Here is a 20,295-nt window from a genome sequence, read left to right on the forward strand (position 1 = left end):
GAATCTCGAATTGTGGCACGCACATTCGTCGCCCGGCGAGAGCCTGGGAACACGTCCCCTCCACCAGCCGAGCCGTTTCGTTTCCGCCCTCAGCGATTGATCACATCGGCAAGGGTCTGATCGCCGGCCGCGTTGCGCTCGGCCAACTTCAAATTAACGAGTGCCTTCCACGCGGGATGGGCACTCATAGGGCGTGATTGATGAGCCAGTCGCAAGATGTCCGCGATCAAGATTTTTTCTGCTGGTCGCCCTAACGTCAGATGATCATCCTGGTCATCGCCTGGTACCCGTCTCAGGCAACCGCCGCTGATCAATTGGTTTTCCAGGTCGTGCACGACCCGACTGCTCAGCCCCAGCTGGTCGGCAAGTTCCTGCCGACCGATGACGTCACCGCGATCAAATGCCATCGCGACCTCCGTCATGATCGGCAGCATCCAGTCGGGATCGCCGGCGGGTATCGCGTCAGGCTCGATGAAGTTGCGGCGCAGTCGACGGCCTCGCATGGTTTGGGTGGTGTAGGTCAGGACGAGTCCGAACAAGACGATCAACCAAGTCACGTAGATCCAAAACAGAAACAGGGGAATCAACCCCAGTGAGCCATACAGGGCCGAGTAGGGAACCGCTTTGCTGACGTAGATCTGAAAGCCGAATTTGGCAACCTCCCATAGCACCGCGCCGACAGCGGATCCGATGGCTGCGGCGCGGAGAGAGACGTGCGTGTTGGGCATCATCGAATAGAGCAGGAACAGCAACACCCAACTGGCGATGAACGATAAGAGGTGTCGCAGCAGCCACGTGGGACTCGATCCCACCCCCATCGCTCCGAACCAGTCGACAAATTCACCTGAGAGGTACAGGCTGAATGCCAACAGCCCGCTCCCGAGCGTGATGATGGACCAGTGAATGGCCAACCGCAAATGAATCGGACGCTGGCTCGGCGCCTCATAGATGATATTGAAGAGGTACTCGGTCGAATCAGCCAGGGCGACCGCTGCATACAGAAACAACACCAACCCCGCGACTCCGATCGACGCGAAATTGAGCGATGCGATTTGCGAGGTAACTTGGTGCAGCGTTCGTCGGATGCTCGCTCTTGCCTCCATCGCCGTCGCGGCATCGCCCGCCTTCTTAGCGACCGCCTCCACTAAAGCCTCATCGACCTTCTCCTCGGGATTCGCGCGTCCACTAAAGTCGGGAACGATGCCTTCAGCGGAGTCAGCGGGTGTCTCCAGCGGTGGATGGGTCACCAGCGGGGTTGGCGGATCGTCTCCGTCTTCATCCGCCAGCACCTTGGCGATTTCGTCCTTGGACTTTTGCTCCGATTCCTGCTTAACCTCCTCTACCTGCTCCTGCAGATACTCGGTGGGGATTTCGGGAACACCGAAAAACGAATAAAGCTGATTTTCGACGGTCGCTTGAACGTCATCAAGACCACCGACCACACGGAACATCACCAGTGCCAGGACGACGACGGGGATGAGCGAAAAGATGGTCCGGTAGGTCAATTCGGCAGCCATCCCCTCGGCTCGATGGCGTGCGAGCTGGCGGCCACAGTAGACCGTCACATCCCAACCATACCGAAGTTGATGCTGCCTCCGTGAGAGCTCCTCACGGGGCTGGCGAATGGCATCAGAGAGGTAGTTCAGCCACTTAGGCAAGGGGCACCTCGCATCGCAGTGCTTGGCCGCTCATACCTGCCAGCACATTGTCGACCGCGATTTCAGCCATCTCATGACGGGCGGTATCGGTGGCACTGCCGATATGCGGCAGGACGAGAGCGTTGGGAAGCCCCACGAGCGGGTGCGAGGGCGGCAGCGGTTCCGGTGTCGTCACATCAAGTGCTGCGGCAAAAATGACCTCCTCGCGCAGCGCCTGCACTAGCGCTTCTTGATCGATAATCTCACCGCGGGCAGTGTTAACGAGAATGGCGGAGGGTTTCATGTTTGCCAACGCTGCCGCGTCGATCAGGTGACGCGTTTCCTCGCACAACGCCACGTGAACGGAGACGAAGTCACTCTCGCGAAGCAATTCGTCGAGCTCGACCCGGCGGCCCCCGAGTTTTTCGTCCACCTCCGCCTGTGGCGAACGCGATGTGTAGAGCAGTTTCATGTTCCAACCGCCGACCATCCGCTGTGCGAACGCGGTGCCAATTCTGCCGATCCCGACCACTCCCAATGTTTTCCCACGGAGTTCGCGCCCGAGCAGCCCAGCGGGTTCCCAGGTTTGCCACTGCCCACTACGCACCTCATCCGAGGCCTCCTTCACCCGCCGCGCTGCCGCCAGTAGCAGGGTCACGGCTAAATCCGCGGTCGCGTCGGTCAGCACATCGGGGGTGTTGCCCACACGGATACCACGACGGCCCGCGGCGGCGAGATCAATGTTATTGTAGCCAACGGCGTAATTGCTGATCACCTGCAGTCCCGATCCCGCCGCTTCCATCACGCGCTCGTCAATGCGGTCACTCAGTAACGTCAGCAAGCCGTGGCATCCCGCGACGTTGTCGAGCAGTTCGGCCGGCGTCGGCGGTGTCCGATGCGGCCAAATCGAAACCTGATGCGATTGCTGGAGTCGGGTGAGCGCGGAACCGGGAAGCTCGCGTGTCACAAAAATTTTTCCCCGTGAGGTCTCTGACATTGGATACTGCGGATAAGAGTGAAGGAGAATGCCAACAACAAAGCGCCAATTTAGTCAAGATTGGCCTTCGCTGCGGTTGCTGGGTTCGCCATAATCAGTCATGAAAACCCCGACGCCTACCCGAACAGCAGGCAGACGCCTTTTTCGGTTAAGCTCACGAGACCCAACCATCAACCACCGCGCCGACGATATTCGTCGAACGTGCGTTGGTGATGCCCGGAATGCCTCTCAGATAAATCACCACGACACCCAATGCGAGAATGCAGGATGAATCGAACATCAATCATAGCGGAATCTGCGGCTACCCACGACCGATCGCTCGTGCAGCGGATACTCGTTTGTTTCATCTTGCTCGGCGGGATTGGCCATGGCACGCTCGCCCGGACTGTCGCTGCCCAGGAAGTCCAGGAGGCGCCCCCCACTGAAACCGAAGCCCCTACTGAAACTGAAGAGTCGCCCGCCGATGAGGCCCCAGAACAACCTGCTGACGAATCGACGGCAACGCCCGAGCCACCGCTGGCCCCACCACCGGTCAATGCTGAAATCGATCCGGGACAGGCTGATCTTGATGAAGCAGTGCTGAAACGGATTGCTGCGGAATCCAACGGCGACCTCGAAGCGGTTGCGGCACTGATTGAATCGTCGCTCGCCAAGGGACTCAGTGAAGAAAACCGTTCATTCGCTCGCAAAATGCTCGGCAGCGTCCAACTCCAACGCGGTCAAGGTCTCGCCGGCGCCATGGTGCGTTTGCGAGGTCGACAACAACTCATGGCTCGCGCTGAAGCCATTCGAGCTCTGACTGACGCGATCAAATACGACGCCGAGCTAGCCGAAGCCCACATGTTGATCGCCCAGCTCAACCTGCTGCCCGATGGTGATACCGATGTGATCCAAAAGTCGACCACCGCAGCGATCAAGCTCTACGAAGACAACCCCACGGAACAGAGCAAGGCGTATTTACTCCGCGCCGTCACGCAAACCGACGCGGGTAAAAAGCTAGCTGACCTCAATGCTGCCATTAAGGCGGATCCCAACAACACTGGTGCTCTGCGGGAACGCGCTGGCGCACGACTGCAGGCTGGCAAGGTCAACGGCGCCGTCGAAGACCTCCAACGCGTGCTCGAAATCGACCCCACCAATCAACAAATTGCTCAAGCCACGGTCCAGCAGCTCGTTGATCTGGATCGCGCCGACGATGCGGTGGCGTTGCTGAGTAAGACGATTGCGGCGAGCCCCAGCGAAGGTCTCTATCGGCTTCGCGCGATCCTGTACCGCATGCTTGGCGACAAGGAAGACGAGGCACTCGCAGACCTCAATAAGGCGCTCGCCATGCAACCCAAAGACCCCCTGGCACTCTTGCAACGAGCAGAACTGTCACTTAGCCGCGATGATGTCAAATCGGCCAAACAGGATCTCAAGTCCGCCATTGACATCGCGCCCCAAGTCGAACAGATCGATCAAGCCATCGTGGTGCGCTGCTTTATCGCGATCGAGGAAGGGCGCATGGCCGATGCGATCAATGACATGCAAATTTTGATCGAACGCAATCCAAACGATACGTTCCGTCAAATTCAATTGGCAAGTCTGTATCTCCAAGACGATCGGCCTCGGCAAGCTATCGAGACACTCACCGATGTTCTCGACAAAGAACCCGATAACGCCGCCGTTCTCCGGTCGCGTGCCGACGCGTACCTCGCCGTGGGCGAGCATGCCGAAGCGATTGCCGACTACGAGCAAGCCCTTCAGAAAATAGGCAAGCAAGATGACGAGGAAAACAAAGTAATTTTGTCGGGAATCTTGAACAATCTCGCCTGGGTGTTGGCCACATCGCCGCAGGATGACGTTCGCGACGGCAAGCGTGCCATCGAACTGGGCCTGCGAGCGGTCAAACTCACCGACGAATCGGAAGCCCACATCCTCAGCACGCTGGCCGCCGGCTACGCCGAGAACGGTGATTTCGAGAATGCCATTAAATGGAGCAAGAAAGCCGTCGAGCAAGGCAAGCAGCAAGAGAACGAACAGCTCGATCAACTCGAGCAAGAACTTGAGTCTTATGAAAAGAATGAGCCGTGGCGAGAAAAGCAGGAGACCGAAGAAAATCAACTTCCCATCCTCGCTCCTGAAGACCTGATCGATACCTGATGCCCTGCATCAGCTTCAACGAGACACCTCTCAAAACAGGTTCATCCAGTTTTATTCAGGCATGACTCACGTGCCCGATAATGTTATTTAAGAAGGTCCGTTATTCAAGAAAGTCCTGGGCGAACCGATGTCTGCCAGGGACCATCGGGACCATTGGCGGACATCCTGTGCAGACCTTCGCGGGCGACCGAGGCCGCTGGTCAAGCTGCCAAGTTTGATACGAATGGCGTGGACGTCAGCTTACATTGACGTGGGCCGCGTGCCGTTAGGCATGGGGCGACAACGCCAGATTTGAGATGCCAGCATGCCGCTGCCACTGATGTGTTCAGCGGCCTTGCGTAACCCACATCGCTCGATGGCTGATTCCGTGTCGACGAGCGAACGATTCTTAAGGCCTGTTTGCCAGCGAAAAAAAGCGTGCATCGCCCACAACAAAGCCTGTGCTCGCGCACGCTGCCAAGCCTGTCTGGGAACGATGAAATCGACGTGGTAGAGCGTGCCTCCCGGACGCAGTCCCCTCAGCCATTGCGGTAGGAGAACGTCCAACTCCGCCTCCCCGAAGCAGTCCAAAAAGAATGGCGTCACGATGACATCGTACGCCTGCTTCTGCGGCGTAAAGCTGACAGCGTCCGCGCGAATGAACTCGATATGATCTGTACCGACTAGCCTCGCAGTACGGGAACGCTGCCGTCTGAGCATCCGCGTGCTCTGATCCACGCTGGTGACCTTCCAATCGCGTGCCTGCTTGACTTCGTCTCGCCCAGTGCCCATGCCGTTGCCCGTCCCCCTGACATCCCTGCGCGTGAGCGAGTGGATTTGATCGGCCACGAGCCGTTCCAGGAGTCGGCCGTCGCCATCACCGAGAACCAGCAGCCGATCCCAGCGTGGAAGCTCAGCGATCAGGGCAGTCCGAGCGGACTGGAGGCGGTCGCCGTAAACCAGCCATTCCAGCGGCTGGTAGAACCGCGCTAAGCGGTCATACCCACGCTGCGAACGCGATGTCGGCAGCCGCTTCATAACAGGCCTAGCCATACGACCGTCAAGGGCGGCGCCCAGACTGCCGCATCCACCCACGCCCCGCGGACATCGAAGCATGCTCGCTGACCACGGGCCCCTCGCTGACCACGGGCCCTCTGACTATGGGCCCCCTGACCTCGGGCCCTCTGACCACAGGCTCGTTGACTACGGGCACGCTGCCGTGCATCCAAGTTTGGCTGCGCCGGTGAACGAATCGTCGCCGCAACACATAGTCCCGCCGCACTCATTGCCGCAGCCAACAGTACCAGAGCTGGCATCGGCATGACTAACAGCACCAGCGGCAACAGCATCATCGAGAGGATGGTGGCTGACACCCATCGGGATCGACCCTTGCGTGTCGGCGAACAACTCTCAGTGGCGATGGACGGGAAGGATTGCGCCTCATCCATTTCTCGCTCAAACTGTGCCACCAACATACAATTGCCCGCAAACAAAACAGCGAGCACGCCGGTCGTAACCGTCAGTGGCACCAATCCGACTCCACTCGTTCCACCGGAGATCAACTCTGTCCAGACGCTCAAAGTGACCCCCAATGAAAACAGCATCCCCACCCGGACCTCCTTCGGGATCAATCGCCCGGTCACGTCATGCCGCCGCTCGGCCGGCAGCACCGGAGATCGTAGCGGGGAAAAATGCACTCCCGCGCCGTAGATCAAAACCGCTGTAGCGAGCAGCACACCTCCACGCAGTAGCTCGTGCGGTAGATAGTGCACCACGACGAACGCGTTGAGCGTGAGCACAGCAATCCACAGCACGATAAAAACCCGGCGGTGACGGAGATAAAACCCGTGCCGTAGCGTATGCGGTGCGCTGACGTCCAAGCGAACTGCGTCGAGCAGGCGATCGGCAACATAAATCAGCCACACCGTGGCGCCGAGCGATCCCGCTTCCGGCCAGGTTGAGCCGCGATCGCAAAAGCCTTGCAGCAATAACTGCTGCCAGACGACCGCCACCAAGACAGCGTCGAGCGAGAGCACACTCGGCCAAGCCAGCCAAGGGATTCGTTCGTGAACGTTGTTACGATTCATAGAGGTGACGAAAGTGAGGCCACTGATAAGCGATCAAGCCGAGTGAGCATCTGAGTTTGGAGATGAATCAGGCCTGCGGCAGGCTGCACGATCGAGAAACCTGATCGCCGAGCGTCCAGTGCGATCTACTTCGTTGCCTCCTCCAACGTCGTGAATCGCCAGCGGATCGTTTGGGGAGGTGTCAGCTTCAACGATCCGATTCCGACGTTGGCGAATTCATCATCAACGGTGAACGTCCAGCCACGTGATGAATTGGTCGCCACACCATCGATGCTCTGCACAAACGCGGTGGCGCCACTGCCGGTGATGACAATCTTCGGCTGCTCCATCTTACGCATAATCTCTTCGAGCGTCGTACCGGAGGTAGCGGCGAACGACTCGGTAAATTCAGCAACCTCCGACTTCGTCGAATTCTCGCCACTGCCAGTGCTGGGTTTGTAGATTTCCAGCGTTACTAATTCTGTTTTGGAGGACCCCGAGTCGGCATCGGTGTCCTGCGAAGCTGAGGATGGCGTCGTTGTGGATTGGGGGGGCGACTCAACGCGACACCCGCAGGCAAGCAACATTGCGATACAGCTCGACATGATCACGACCGACCGGATGGCATGAGCGGAGCGAGATATCTTCTGAGGGTGCCATTTCATAGCGACAAGTCCAAGTGGGAGGGTGCGAACGGAACCTCCCCGAATGCGTCGAGGTGGCAGCCCCAGTCATTATCCCGCGCCAGCAACCCCTCGCAATGCCCAGCGGCCACTCCGTCCAGCGCTGCCCTGCGTCGCGTTGCGATGGGCCCCGGTTGCACGTATGCTCCAACTCCCCGGGTATCACCTTACTCACCCACCGAGACTGATCCATGACAGATTCCAACGTTTCACATGCCAGCTTTTGGGTGGCAAAGATCGCGTGTCTCCTGCTCGCGCTTCCCTGCCTCGCTGCTGGTCTTCATCCCGCCGCTGCCCAATCCCCCCCCTCAGCCGCCATGCCTACCACTCCCGCAATCACCTATCCGCCGAGCCCCACCAGCGACCAGGTGGATGACTATCACGGCCGTTCCATTGCCGATCCGTATCGCTGGCTCGAAGATGTCGAGAGCGTAGAAACCGAAGCCTGGGTTACCGCTGAAAATGAAGTGACTCAAAACTACCTCCGCAAGCTGCCCGCGCGTGAACCGATGCGAGCGCGACTCGAGGAACTCTGGAACTACGCTCGATACGGGATGCCTGTCCAACGTGGTGGCAAGTACTTCTTCACGCATAACGATGGATTGCAAAATCAAAGCGTGCTGTACGTGGTGGCGGCAGACGTTTCGGCGGATCAAATCGATAACCAACGCTCTGTTTTGATTGATCCCAATACACTCAGCGAAGATGGCACGATCGCGTTGGGGTCGTGGCACCCCAGCGACGATGGGCGCTTGCTGGCATACTCGATCGCCGATGGTGGCAGCGACTGGCGGACATGGCGAGTCCGCGATGTCGCAACCGGTCAAGACACCGATGATGTGGTGAGCTGGTCTAAGTTCAGTGGCATTGCATGGACGCCCAACGGGGACGGTTTTTACTACGCCCGCTACGCCCAGCCGAGTGCAGGTGAAGAGCTCACCGGTACGAATGAGAATCAAATGCTGTACCTGCATCGATTGGGCACGCCCCAAGACGACGATGTGCTCGTCTACGCGCGTCCCGATGAGCCACAGTGGGGATTCTCACCAACGGTCACCGAAGACGGACGCTATCTCGTGATCGAGAACTGGAAGGGCACCCAGCCCAAAACACAGGTCTTCGTACGCGATCTGCAACAGGAGGACGCTAAGGTACAGAAAATCATTTCAGGCTTTGACGCCGATTATCGTTTTTTCGCATCGCTCGACTCGACGCTCTACTTCCTCACTGATCTCGATGCTCCGCGACGGCGCGTGATCGCGATCGACGTGGCGCAAGCCGACAACCTACCCGCGGGCAGCGAACAGGGCGATCGATCGAAGTGGCGGTCGATTATCGCGCAAGGCGACGACACCCTCGAAGACGTCTCGCTGCTCGGCGATTCGTTCTATGCCAGCTATCTCAGTGACGCCCTGAGCAAAGTGGTGCGATACGACCGTGATGGTCAACAAAGGGCAGAGATCGAATTACCTGGCAAAGGATCCGTGACGGGTTTTGGGGGCCGACAAGATGCTACCGAGACATTCTTCTCATTCAGCAACTATGTCACACCACCGAGCTTGCACCGCGTCGACGTGGCCACTGGCAAGAGCGAACTGTGGCTGCAACCGCAGGTGCCCTTCGACGTCAACGATTACATCACCGAGCAGGTCTTCTGCACTAGCAAGGATGGCACGCGCGTACCAATCTTGATCACGCGTCATCGCGATCAGCGCAACGACGGCAGCAATCGCACGTTGCTCTACGCATACGGTGGTTTCAACATTTCATTGACACCCGAATACTCTCCAGCGATCGCGGCGTGGTTAGACAACGGCGGCGTGTACGCCGTTGCCAACCTTCGCGGCGGTGGCGAATACGGTAGCGCGTGGCACGAAGCTGGGATGCGTTTGAACAAGCAAAACGTATTCGATGACTTCATTGCTGCCGCAGAACACCTCATCGACACCGGAATCACCCGACGTGAAAAGCTCGCCATTCGTGGCGGCAGCAACGGGGGACTGCTCGTCGGTGCCGTGATGACACAGCGACCCGATCTGTTCGCAGCGTGCTTGCCGGCCGTCGGTGTGATGGACATGCTGCGCTACCACAAATTCACGATCGGATGGGCTTGGGCGAGCGAGTACGGCAGCAGTGATGAGGCCGATCAAATCGACAATCTCCTGTCGTACAGTCCGCTCCATAACCTGACCGCCGGAACGTGCTATCCGGCGACCCTGATTACGACTGCTGATCGCGATGACCGCGTGGTGCCAGGGCACAGTTTTAAGTTTGCCGCGGCTTTGCAAGCGGCCCAGGGCTGCGAAAAACCCGTGCTGATTCGCATCGAAACTCGTGCCGGCCATGGTGCCGGCACGCCGACGAGCAAGAAAATCGATGAGTACGCCGACCTGTGGGCATTCCTCATCGAAAACATGTGAACGGAGCCACCGCACGCTCGCTGCTGACCCTGACCCCTCACCTCTTTGAAGCCTTTCGCCCCCATGTTTCTGCAAGCACCCGATGAGTCTCCGTACGACCTGAACTTCATGATCTTCGGGTTCCCTGTCCGCGTTGCATGGTCGTTTTGGATCGGCGCGGTCGTGATTGGTCACAGTTTCGCATCGATGTTCGATGCCGGCCTGCGGGAGCTCAGCCCAGGTATTTTTCCATTGCTGTTCCTGTGGACGGCGTGCTTGTTCGTATCAATTTTGATCCACGAACTCGGCCACGCTTTCGCGTTTCGCTACTACTCCACGGAGAGTTCGATCGTGCTGTATCACTTCGGTGGCTTAGCGATCCCATCGAGCATGCGCAGCCGAGGTGATGACGGTTTCGTGAACGCCTTTTCGCCACCACGATTGAGTGAGAGCGCTGATCTATTGATTGCCTTGGCGGGCCCCGTCGCGCAACTGGGTTCGGCATTCGTACTGGCAGGCGCCGTTCGTGCGTTTGGTTATCAGGTTGCTGCGTTCGGTAGCATGCCATGGCCACTGAGCCAACTCGATGGCGTATTCGATGGTCGACCGATTGAGAGTATCGCACTCTTGACGATGGTTTTCTTCTACGTGTTCCCAAGTGTCCTTTGGGCACTCTTGAATTTGGTTCCCGTGTTTCCACTCGATGGTGGTCGTGTGATGCGCTCGCTCGTCTTGCTCAGTGGCGACCGCAGTGACACGTGGTTGTGGATCAGCATGATCAGCGCTGGTGCTGTTGCCTTCTATGCACTCACCCAAGGTCATCAACCGATCATGGGACTGCTGTTCTTGTCACTTGGCTTCGGCAACTATCAGATGATGCAGAACCCATATCGATGAGCTTAACGAGTGACTTCATCGCGATGAAAAACTTTCATCCGAAGGCGTTGAAAACATGCTCGCGTGCTTGCAATTCCTTCGTGGCTTAGCAAAAATCTTTGTCAACGCAACCGCTTTTTCAAAAAAAGATGTTGCGGAATCTGAGGAAGCGCGTACAGTTACGCGCAAGTGTGTTAACGATTGCTTTTGCTTGCATGGTCGATGTGGAACATCGAAGCCGGCGGAAGTGATCATTCAAGTTTGTGTTGATGAGCCGTGGCCGGTGGCTTTCAAACATGTCGTGTTTGAAAAGTCACAATGACTCGTCAACCATTTTCTTTCTCGCGGAGGAAAAGATGGCCAAGAAGAAAGCAACTGGCGCCAAAAAGAGCGTCAAGAAGAGTGTCAAAAAGAAGGCAGCCAAGAAGTCAGTGAAGAAGGTCGCTGGCACCAAGGCAACCAAGAAGAAGGCAACGAAAAAGAAGGCGACTAAGAAGAAGGCAACTAAGAAAGCCGCTGCGAAGTCCCCAGCCAAGAAAGCCACTAAGAAGAAGGCGACCAAGCGCGCCAGTGCGAAGTCTCCAGTCAAGAAAGCAACCAAGAAGGCGGCTGCTAAGAAGAAGGCCGTTAAGAAAAAGCGTCGCTAGACGACCTTCTTGGCAGCTCCTCCTCGATGAGGAACTTCCATTCATCCATCTGCCAGGCCACGTGAGACCGGAAACGGACGATCGTGGCTTTTTTCTTGCCCGCATATTCCAACCTCACCGCTCAGTCGATCGCATCACCAACGCCACACGCAGGTCACACACGTTCGTGCCGGTCGGACCTGTGATCAGCAAGCCGCCCGTTTGCTCGAAGAACGCATATGCGTTGTTGCACCGCAAGAACTCATCGGGAGCCAACCCCAGTTCCAGCGCGTGATCGTGCACTGCACCATCGATGAATGCACCCGCTGCGTCGGTCGGCCCGTCTTCACCATCCGTGCCACCGGACAAGATCAAGAGTCGTTGCCACTGGTCGTTCGTTAACCCTGCTCCCAACAGCCATCGATAGGCGGCTAGTACCAACTGCTGATTCCGTCCACCTCGCCCCCGGATCGCATCATCAGCCAATCGCACCACCGGTTCTCCACCTGTGACTACGGCCCGCGGCGCGTCCGAAACATCGTGATTGCGAAGCATCGTCAACACGCGTTCGGCAAGCTCCTCGCCAACCGTCTCAGCCAGTCCCTCCCCGCAGCGCGCCGATCGAGTGTCCGGTACATATCCGATGGACGATGCCATGACACCGGCGGCATCGACCGCGACGGCGTTGTTACCGAGCACGATGATCGGTGACTCCATGCCACGGTCCGCGCCGCGGGCCGTGATTCTGACCGCCGCACGATCAACGACGAGCTCGCTGCGTGAGGCGGCCTGCCTAGCGGTGATTGCCTGGTACACCGCCGCGGGCAATTGTCGGTTGGGATCGAACTTGGCAAGCAACTGCAGCGCATCATCAGCCGACGAGCGATCGGGTACCGTCGGTCCCGAGGCGATTAGATCGAGCGGATCACCGAGTACGTCCGACAGCACCAACGTCACCAGCGTCGCGGCGGCCGCCGCCCGTGCCAGCCCGCCACCTTTGACCTCACTGAGATGCTTGCGGACCGTGTTCAGCTCCGTGATGCTGGCGCCATGGCTGCTGAGGTGCCGGATCACCGCCAGCTTCTCGTCGAGTGTGACGCCCGCGACCGGCCGACATAGCAGCGCGCTGCCGCCACCGGAGATCAGCGCAATGACCAGGTCCCGGTCACCGGCTGCGTTGGCTAGCTCCAAGATGCGGTCCGTCCCCGCGATCGCCGCTGTCGTCGGTTCATTGATCGACGCCGGTCGGGCTGGGAACAGCCTCAGATCCGCTGGCCAGTCCAGTCCCTCGGGAACGGACTCACCACCGGCCGGTACGTTGACTTGGCCGATGATCTCGAAGCGGCGATCTCCACCCTCCCCCCGGCAGGGATGAGCAACGCGAGGTGACGGGGATGAATGGGAGGGGGATGACATGGAACGGAACTTACGCGTCCTGGCGTCGACGCTCGAACAGCTTGTTGAATCACCCACCTCAGCTCCACCGGCGGGCTGCGACAAGGCTTGCACCAGCCCCACGGCCATCGCACCACTCGCCTTCCCCGCACCCACGACGATCAAGCGATCGAAGGCGTCCCGTGGGATGCCGGTCGTGCCCAGCCACAGATGCTGGTCGTCCAGTCGCACGCAGTCCCGAATCAGCTGGTCGCCTCGCACCGCATCGACGCCCGCTTCGAAAATCTGCGTGCCATCTCGGCGCAAGTCTCGCATTTTTTATAAACCCGTATGTGGAAATTGCCGTTTCTCGCACCTTTTGTGCAGTCTCGTGATATCCTACTGCATGCAAGCGCACCCGCATCTTTTCTGACGAAGGAACTCGCCATGGGCAAAACCATCCAAGATTTCACCGATCTCCTGCTCCAAGAAGGCGTTATCAGCCTCGACCAACTCTCCGAAGCAGAGGAAATTGCCCGCAATACCAAGGCTGAAATCGGCGATGCGTTGATCAAACTTGAGTACGCCACCCCCGAAGAGGTGGCTCAAGCGACCGCCAAGTTCCACAAAATCCCTTATGTTGATCTCCGCTCCATTCGGATTCACGAATCCGTTATCGAGCTGGTGCCTGAATCGGTCGCCCGCGAAAACATGGTGCTGCCCTACAAGGACGAAGACAACGCACTGACCATCCTGATTGCAAATCCCTTCGATCTCGAAACGATTGAGAAACTGCGTTTCATCCTCAATCGCAAGATCGAGACCGCGCTGGCCCCCAAAGAAGCCATCAACGGGGCCATCAACCAGTACTACGGGCAGGTCGAAGGTGAATCCGCTGACTCGATGCTGCAAGAATTCACCGATACGGCGATCGACTTCACCGAAACCGATGGCGGTAGCGATGGGGTGGACGATGGCGGTGGTGACGATGATTCCGCCCCCGTGATCCGCTTGGTCAATCTGATGATCGCCGAAGCCGTGCAGCTGCGGGCCAGTGACATCCACGTGGAGCCCTTCGAGGACCGCGTGCGGATCCGCTACCGCATCGACGGCGTCTGCGTCGAGCGGGAAGCGGCCCCCCGCCGGATGCTCGCCGCCGTCATCGCCCGCATCAAAATTCTCTCGAAAATCGACATCTCCGAAAAACGACGCCCCACCGATGGGCGGATTAAAATCACCGTCGGCGACAAACAGCTCGATCTGCGGGTCAGCATCATCCCCACCAACCACGGCCAGTCCTGCGTGATGCGGCTGCTCGATAAGGACAATATCAAGGTTGGTACCCGGCAACTCGGCCTCTCCGAACGCGACTTCCGGAACTTCAACTCGCTGATCAAGCGGCCCAACGGGATCATCCTGGTCACCGGCCCCACCGGGTCGGGGAAGACTACGACGCTGTACGCCTCCCTGAACGCACTCAACCGGCCCGACCGCAAGATCATCACCGCCGAGGACCCGGTCGAATACTACCTGCCGGGGATCAATCAGGTGGAGGTGCGACACAGCATCGGCCTCGACTTTGCCCGCATCATTCGGGCCATGCTCCGCCAGGCCCCCAACATCATACTCGTCGGGGAAATGCGTGATCACGAGACCGCATCGATGGGAATCCAGGCTTCATTAACTGGACACTTGGTATTCAGTACACTACACACGAACGATGCGCCCAGCGCCATATCACGCATGGTGGACATTGGTGTACCATCCTACATGGTGGCAAGTTCGGTGATCGCGGTGCTGGCCCAGCGTTTGGTGCGGACCATTTGCCCACGCTGCAAGGTGCGGTACCAGCCACCTGAAAGCGTGATCAAGGATTCGCAACTGCCGCCCGAGATGCTGGCTCAAGCCGAGTTCAGCAGAGGCAAAGGCTGCACCTACTGCGGGCGGTCGGGCTACCGTGGCCGGATCGGTATCTACGAACTGATGCTGGTCAACAACCGGCTACGTGAACTGATGTTCAAAGGCACGACGACCAACGTCGTCCGCGAGGAGGCGATCAAGAACGGCATGTCCACGCTCTACGCCGACGGGATGCTCAAGGTAATTCGCGGAATCACCACGTTTGAGGAGGTTTACCGCGTCGCCAAACAGACCGAGCAGGAAGACATCGCACTGGGCCACATCGCCAAAGATCTGGCGTCGCTGTAAGCCGCCCAGGGCCCTGTCTCGGCCGGCTCTCATCGATGAGCCGCTCTGTCACGGCGTCTGCCACGACTCAGCTCGCATGCCGCTGGTCGGACGAGCCTGGGGAGCATTTTCGCTGGCCCGTCACCGGCCGCATCGGGCCGCGAGAACGGGCGTGCGTCGGCTCGCGCCCAACCGCCCGCCCCATGGGACTTCAGCGCCCCCGGCTCGCGTCGATCGCCGCGATACCACACCCCTCCAATGGGACGTCACAGAGACGTGGCTCCACCCGCTAAAAATCCGTTGTACGGCCCACGATCCTTCCAATCGTTGCGTTAGTGGGAAAATCGTTGCCTTTTCATGACTCTTTCACGATAATGCTTGCATTGGCACACCAGCCAGCATTTATCTTTCAGTGTCTGATCGCACCCTATTCCTTTTCTCGCGATTAGCCTGATTCCTGTCGATCCGCCCGGTGGCGACCGCCAGTATTCATTATCCCACGCAGTCAATCCCTCGCCCTGCTGTGGGTATCCTGTCCTTGTTTCATCCGTCCACCTCCCTTCGATTAGCGATCTGCATCGACGTCTTTCTCCAATCCTCCCTGAGCCACTGGCGTCAGCAGGGGGTGTGGACAGGACCGAGAGCGAATCGCTAGCCGCTAGATGCTAGAAGCTTTGTAAAATGGCCCAGGTTCTCATCGACAAACTGCTGCAAGCTGCTGTGAAGCAGGGCGTGAGCGATATTCATATTGTCGTTGGCCAGCCACCGGTATTTCGTTTGAGCGGCCGCATGCGCAAGCTCGACACCAAAACGCTCGACGCCGAAGACGCTGTCGGTCTGATGAAGAGCATCACGCCAGAACGCTGCCAACGGGAACTCCAAGAGACCGGTTCAACTGACTTTGGGTTCGCCTTCGGGGAATTGGCTCGGTTTCGGGTATCCGTGTTTAAACAACGCGGCTTCATCTCGATGGTGCTGCGGCAGATTCCCAACGACAAGCTCACGCCTGAGCAACTCGGCCTACCCGAGATCGTGGTGAAGCTGGTGCACCGCCCGCGGGGGTTGTTCCTGGTGACGGGGCCGACCGGTTCGGGTAAATCCACGACCCTAGCGAGCTTGATCAATCTGCTCAATGAGACCGTTGACCACCACATTATCACGATCGAGGATCCGATCGAGTTTTATCACGAGCACAAAGAGTCGACGATCAACCAGCGCGAGGTCGGCGTCGACGTCCCGAGTTTTTCCGAAGCGATCCGGCGGGCACTGCGGCAGGACCCCGATGTGATCCTCGTCGGCGAATTGCGAGACCTCGAAACCATCGAAGCCGCCATCAGCGCGGCCGAAACCGGCCACGTGGTGTTCGGCACGCTCCACACCAATAGCGCCCAAGGCACCGTCAACCGGATCATTGACGCGTTCCCCGGCAACCTCCAGGACCAGATCCGCACCCAGCTCGCCTCGACGCTGATCGGCGTCGTTGCCCAAACACTGATCCCAAAGATCGGGGGCGGCCGGGTGGCGGCCTACGAAGTCCTTGTGGTGACCTCGGGGATCTCGAACCTGATTCGTGAGAACAAAACATTCCGCATTAACTCGTCCATGCAAACCGGTGCCAAGTTCGGCATGCAGTTGATGGACGACGCCCTCTTCAATCACTGGAAAGCCGAGCGGATCACCGTCGAAGATGCCCTGGCGAAGGCGCAGAACCCTGACGACTTGGCCCGCCGCATCGTCCAAGCCCGCAAGGGTCTCGATGATTCCCCCGCCGCCATCGAAGACGAAGGCTAACACCGAATTCCTCACTCCCGACTCCCTCACAACGCCAGTGCTAGCAACTCGACGCTAGTGACTGGCAGCGAATAGCTATAAAGAGAAGTAACATGGCCCCACGTCGCATCGGACAGATTCTCGTCGACCTCGGTTTTTTGACCGACGAGCAGCTACAGGCTGTCCTCGATGAGCAGGAGCAGCAGCCCGGTGCGTTGTTCGGGAAGGTTGCCGAGTCGATGCAACTGGTCACCGACGAACAGCTCATCCAGGCTCTCGCCGAGCAGATGGGCATGCAAACGGTGTCCCTCGAGGAGGCGAAGATCGCGCCGGAGGTATTGGAAAAGATCAGCGAGACGATGGCGCAGCTCTATCGCTGCGTGCCGGTGAAGTTTGACGAAGCGGCCAATTCGTTGACGATCGCGACCTGCGACCCGCAGAACCTCAATATCCAGGACGAGTTGCGGACCTTTTTGGGTTACGACATTCGTGTGGTCGTTGCCACCGAGCATGACATCAAGCAAGCGATCACCAAGCACTACGATAGCGAAGCGGAGAGCGTTGAAAAGCTAGTGGCGGAACTCGCCGAGGATGAAGACCTGCGGGCCGCCGCGAGTATTCTCGACCAGGAGAAGTTCAACATCACCGACGCGGCCGCCTTGGCCGACTCCGCTCCGGTGCGCAAACTGCTCAATATGGTGCTGTTGTTGGCGATCAAGGATCACGCCAGCGACATTCACTTTGAGCCGTTCGAAGACGAGTTCCGCATCCGTATCAAGTCCGAAGGCGTGCTGTATGAGATGGTGCCGCCACCGCGGCACCTGGCCTTTGCCATCACGACGCGTGTGAAGGTCATGGCTGACCTCGATATCGCCGAGCGCCGGATGCCGCAGGACGGCCGAATCGAGCTGATGGTCGGTGGTCACCCAGTTGACCTTCGTGTCAGCGTGCTGCCGACGATCTTTGGTGAATCCACCGTCATGCGGGTCCTCGACCGGAGCGTTGTCGACCTGTCGCTCGATAATGTGGGCATGGACGAAGTCACGATCGCAAACTTCCGCAAAGCGATCGACCGCCCCAACGGGATTGTGTTGGTGACCGGTCCGACCGGTAGCGGCAAAACCACGACGCTGTACTCTTCGCTCAGCGAGCTAAACGATCCCAAAGAAAAGATCATCACGACCGAAGACCCCGTTGAATACGACATCGATGGCATCATCCAGATCCCGATCGATGCTGGTGCGGGGGTTACGTTTGCGTCCTGCCTCCGCGCAATCTTAAGGCAGGATCCGGACATCATCCTCGTCGGGGAAATCCGCGACCTCGAGACCGCCGAAATCGCCATTCAAGCGGCGTTGACCGGACACCTTGTCTTCAGCACCCTGCACACCAACGATGCCCCGAGCACCGTGACGCGATTGACGGACATGGGGATCCAGCCGTTCATGATCTGCGCGACTGTCGAAGCGATTCTAGCGCAACGATTGGTTCGCCGAATTTGCACGAAGTGCCGCGAGAAAACACGCGTCAGTACCGACCTATTGATGGAACTTGGACTGTCTCGCGAGGAAGTCGAAAAGCACGATTACTTCAAGGGTACAGGCTGCGAAAACTGTAACAACACTGGGTACAAAGGTCGGATTGCGTTGTTCGAGTTGATGGTGGTCAACGATGCGATTCGTGAAATGATCATGGCCAACGACAGCACCGATGAACTGCGTGACAAAGCGCAGGCTGACGGGATGATCACACTGCGAGACTACGGCATGGGCGTCGCCCGAGAAGGCGTCACCACGCTTGATGAAATTGTTCGTGAGACCGTCGTTGATGGCTAGCCGCAGAGCCGCTGCGGTTTGCTCTCTCAGCGACTAGCTCCAACGCCCAGTCGAAACGAAGCCCATTCACCTCCTTCCGATTCCAGAAACAGCTAGTAGCTAACCGCTAGTAGCTAATAGCTTAAAAACAAATAGCCAGAGCGAAGCGATGCCCATTTATACCTTCGAAGCGATGGACGCGACCGGACAAGAGATCCGGGACGAGATCGATGCAGCCAACGAGGATGAGGCGCAAACCACCATCCGCCAGATGGGATACTTCGTTACGAAGATCGCCGTCAAGAAACAGGCTGCGGGTGCGGCAGCGGCGCCGGGCGAACGCAAGAAACGTCCCTTCGCCATGGGCGGTGCCAAGACGAAACACATCTGCGCGTTCACCCGCCAGCTGTCCATTCTCCAAGACGCCGGCCTGCCGATCCTGCGCAGCTTGCGGATTCTCGAAAACAATCAGAAGGCGGGCAAGCTCAAGAATGCGTTGATGGATGTCTGTGACGAGATCGAAGGCGGGGCGACGCTCTCCGAAGCGATGGGGAAATGCCCCAAGGTCTTCAACCGCCTGTACGTCAACATGATTAAAGCCGGTGAGGCGGGCGGTGCACTGGAAACCATTCTCAACCGGCTCGCTGACTTCCTCGAAAGCGCCGAGTCGCTCAAGCGGAAAGTGAAGGGTGCGTTGATCTATCCTGTGATCGTGGTCACGGTCGCCGTGGCGATTCTGACGTTCATCATGATCATGATCGTCCCGACGTTCGAAAAGATGTTTGACGAGTTCGGACTGACACTGCCGGCACCCACGCAGCTGTTGATTGCGATGAGTAACTACGTCGGCAGCTACTGGTTCCTGTTGATCGCAATGCCGATCTGTGCGTTCATCCTGATCAAACTGATGCGGAAGTTCAAACATGGACGGATCGGGTTTGACATGTTCATCCTGCGTGTGCCGATTTTTGGCGCGCTGATTGAAAAGAACATTCTCGCGCGGACGACCCGAACGCTCGGCACGCTGATCAGTTCCGGGGTGCCGATCATGGAAGGATTGAACATCACGCGAGAGACCTCCGGCAATGCGATGTTCGAGAAACTGTACACGAAGGTCGCCGAGCAAATCCGGGAAGGGGAAGTCATCAGCAAGCCGTTGGCGGAGCACTCCGTGCTCGGTTTCCATCCCATGGCGGCCGTGTTCTGGGCGTTGTTCGGCTCGTTCCCCGGCATCATGGTCCTCAGCGTCGCGCTGACGAGTAAAGGCAGCAAGCTCGATAAGGATGGCATGGTGGAATCGCTCACATTCATGTCGCTCTACATGATCGGCGGCGGCATGGCGATGTGCATTCTTTTTTACCTGACCAAGATCAAAGGCCGCGTGGTCGATGACCTCGTCGTGAACATGGTCGACGTCGGGGAAGAGACCGGTGAACTCGACACCATGCTCTACAAAGTTGCCGATACCTACGACGAAGAAGTCCGCATCATGACGGACAGCCTCACGGCATTGATGGAGCCGATCATGATCGTGTTCCTGGGTTGTGCCGTGGGTTTCATTGTTATCTCCCTGTTCATGCCCCTCGTTCAACTCATTACCGGACTCAGTTAAGCCGACGGGCAATAGCCCCCCCGGTTTCCCAAATCCACGACATCAACCGACAGGCACTAACCCCAGTTCCAATCCACCACATCAGCCGACGGGCGCTAGCCCCGGTTTCCCCATCCACTACATCAACCAACGG

14 protein-coding genes are annotated in these 20,295 nt (G+C 58.3%); 8 read left to right on the plus strand and 6 right to left on the minus strand.

Translation table 11 applies throughout. From position 1 onward, the window contains the following. Positions 1-89: 89 nt before the first annotated feature. Together Poly21_RS07050 and Poly21_RS07055 are read right to left on the minus strand one after the other, a co-directional pair. Positions 90-1,658, minus strand: a complete 1,569-nt coding sequence (locus Poly21_RS07050; protein ID WP_146406176.1) for a YihY/virulence factor BrkB family protein — start codon at positions 1,656-1,658, stop codon at positions 90-92. Next, positions 1,651-2,604: a 2-hydroxyacid dehydrogenase gene (locus Poly21_RS07055; RefSeq protein WP_302117937.1), complete on the minus strand. Its 954-nt coding sequence runs from the start codon at positions 2,602-2,604 to the stop codon at positions 1,651-1,653. Before Poly21_RS07055 ends, Poly21_RS07050 begins: the two co-directional genes overlap by 8 nt. Positions 2,605-2,901: 297 nt before the next feature. Between Poly21_RS07055 and Poly21_RS07060 the strand changes: the two genes are divergently transcribed. Then, positions 2,902-4,776 (plus strand): tetratricopeptide repeat protein, encoded by a 1,875-nt coding sequence (locus Poly21_RS07060; RefSeq protein WP_302117939.1) that lies wholly within the window; start codon positions 2,902-2,904, stop codon positions 4,774-4,776. Between the two features lie 240 nt (positions 4,777-5,016). Here the strand turns inward: Poly21_RS07060 and Poly21_RS07065 are convergent, their stop codons facing one another. The 3 genes from Poly21_RS07065 to Poly21_RS07075 form a co-directional block, all read right to left on the minus strand. Next, positions 5,017-5,793, minus strand: coding sequence for a class I SAM-dependent methyltransferase (locus tag Poly21_RS07065; RefSeq protein WP_302117940.1), 777 nt, complete (start codon positions 5,791-5,793; stop codon positions 5,017-5,019). Continuing rightward, entirely contained in the window at positions 5,790-6,842 is a 1,053-nt protein-coding gene (locus tag Poly21_RS07070; protein ID WP_146406179.1) for a hypothetical protein, read from the minus strand. The genes Poly21_RS07065 and Poly21_RS07070 overlap by 4 nt, the downstream gene beginning before the upstream one ends. 125 nt (positions 6,843-6,967) lie before the next feature. Continuing rightward, entirely contained in the window at positions 6,968-7,486 is a 519-nt protein-coding gene (locus Poly21_RS07075) for a DUF4430 domain-containing protein (protein WP_146406180.1), read from the minus strand. A gap of 209 nt (positions 7,487-7,695) precedes the next feature. On the opposite strand from Poly21_RS07075, the gene Poly21_RS07080 reads away from it, so the two are divergent. The 3 genes from Poly21_RS07080 to Poly21_RS07090 all read left to right on the plus strand — a co-directional run bounded on the left by Poly21_RS07080 (position 7,696) and on the right by Poly21_RS07090 (position 11,426). Continuing rightward, positions 7,696-9,924 (plus strand): prolyl oligopeptidase family serine peptidase, encoded by a 2,229-nt coding sequence (locus tag Poly21_RS07080; protein WP_146406181.1) that lies wholly within the window; start codon positions 7,696-7,698, stop codon positions 9,922-9,924. A gap of 63 nt (positions 9,925-9,987) precedes the next feature. Beyond that, positions 9,988-10,800, plus strand: a complete 813-nt coding sequence (locus Poly21_RS07085) for a site-2 protease family protein (protein ID WP_146406182.1) — start codon at positions 9,988-9,990, stop codon at positions 10,798-10,800. A gap of 335 nt (positions 10,801-11,135) precedes the next feature. After that, a complete protein-coding gene (locus tag Poly21_RS07090) occupies positions 11,136-11,426 on the plus strand; it encodes a hypothetical protein (protein WP_302117944.1) in 291 nt (96 codons plus the stop codon). A gap of 114 nt (positions 11,427-11,540) precedes the next feature. Here Poly21_RS07090 and Poly21_RS07095 read toward each other — a convergent pair whose 3' ends face one another. Further along, complete coding sequence (locus tag Poly21_RS07095) at positions 11,541-13,115, minus strand: glycerate kinase type-2 family protein (protein WP_146406184.1); 1,575 nt, start codon at positions 13,113-13,115, stop codon at positions 11,541-11,543. A 111-nt stretch (positions 13,116-13,226) separates the two neighbouring features. On the opposite strand from Poly21_RS07095, the gene Poly21_RS07100 reads away from it, so the two are divergent. The 4 genes from Poly21_RS07100 (at position 13,227) to Poly21_RS07115 (ending at position 20,162) form a co-directional block, all read left to right on the plus strand. Continuing rightward, a complete protein-coding gene (locus Poly21_RS07100) occupies positions 13,227-14,987 on the plus strand; it encodes a GspE/PulE family protein (RefSeq protein ID WP_146406185.1) in 1,761 nt (586 codons plus the stop codon). 660 nt (positions 14,988-15,647) lie between these two features. Then, on the plus strand, positions 15,648-16,757 hold the full coding sequence (locus tag Poly21_RS07105; protein WP_146406186.1) for a type IV pilus twitching motility protein PilT: 1,110 nt from the start codon (positions 15,648-15,650) through the stop codon (positions 16,755-16,757). Between the two features lie 92 nt (positions 16,758-16,849). After that, complete coding sequence (locus Poly21_RS07110; RefSeq protein ID WP_146406187.1) at positions 16,850-18,571, plus strand: GspE/PulE family protein; 1,722 nt, start codon at positions 16,850-16,852, stop codon at positions 18,569-18,571. A gap of 148 nt (positions 18,572-18,719) precedes the next feature. Beyond that, on the plus strand, positions 18,720-20,162 hold the full coding sequence (locus tag Poly21_RS07115; RefSeq protein ID WP_146406188.1) for a type II secretion system F family protein: 1,443 nt from the start codon (positions 18,720-18,722) through the stop codon (positions 20,160-20,162). The last annotated feature ends 133 nt before the right edge of the window (positions 20,163-20,295 follow it).

The sequence above is a fragment of the Allorhodopirellula heiligendammensis genome (assembly GCF_007860105.1).
Taxonomy (GTDB): domain Bacteria; phylum Planctomycetota; class Planctomycetia; order Pirellulales; family Pirellulaceae; genus Rhodopirellula; species Rhodopirellula heiligendammensis.

Coding starts and splice junctions, on each gene's coding strand:
- Poly21_RS07070 (WP_146406179.1), bottom strand. CDS start 6,842: ATGAATCGTAACAACGTTCACGAACGAATCCCTTGGCTGGCTTGGCCG.
- Poly21_RS07095 (WP_146406184.1), bottom strand. CDS start 13,115: ATGCGAGACTTGCGCCGAGATGGCACGCAGATTTTCGAAGCGGGCGTC.
- Poly21_RS07060 (WP_302117939.1), top strand. CDS start 2,902: ATGAATCGAACATCAATCATAGCGGAATCTGCGGCTACCCACGACCGA.
- Poly21_RS07065 (WP_302117940.1), bottom strand. CDS start 5,793: ATGAAGCGGCTGCCGACATCGCGTTCGCAGCGTGGGTATGACCGCTTA.
- Poly21_RS07090 (WP_302117944.1), top strand. CDS start 11,136: ATGGCCAAGAAGAAAGCAACTGGCGCCAAAAAGAGCGTCAAGAAGAGT.
- Poly21_RS07110 (WP_146406187.1), top strand. CDS start 16,850: ATGGCCCCACGTCGCATCGGACAGATTCTCGTCGACCTCGGTTTTTTG.
- Poly21_RS07115 (WP_146406188.1), top strand. CDS start 18,720: ATGCCCATTTATACCTTCGAAGCGATGGACGCGACCGGACAAGAGATC.
- Poly21_RS07105 (WP_146406186.1), top strand. CDS start 15,648: ATGGCCCAGGTTCTCATCGACAAACTGCTGCAAGCTGCTGTGAAGCAG.
- Poly21_RS07085 (WP_146406182.1), top strand. CDS start 9,988: ATGTTTCTGCAAGCACCCGATGAGTCTCCGTACGACCTGAACTTCATG.
- Poly21_RS07100 (WP_146406185.1), top strand. CDS start 13,227: ATGGGCAAAACCATCCAAGATTTCACCGATCTCCTGCTCCAAGAAGGC.
- Poly21_RS07080 (WP_146406181.1), top strand. CDS start 7,696: ATGACAGATTCCAACGTTTCACATGCCAGCTTTTGGGTGGCAAAGATC.
- Poly21_RS07075 (WP_146406180.1), bottom strand. CDS start 7,486: ATGAAATGGCACCCTCAGAAGATATCTCGCTCCGCTCATGCCATCCGG.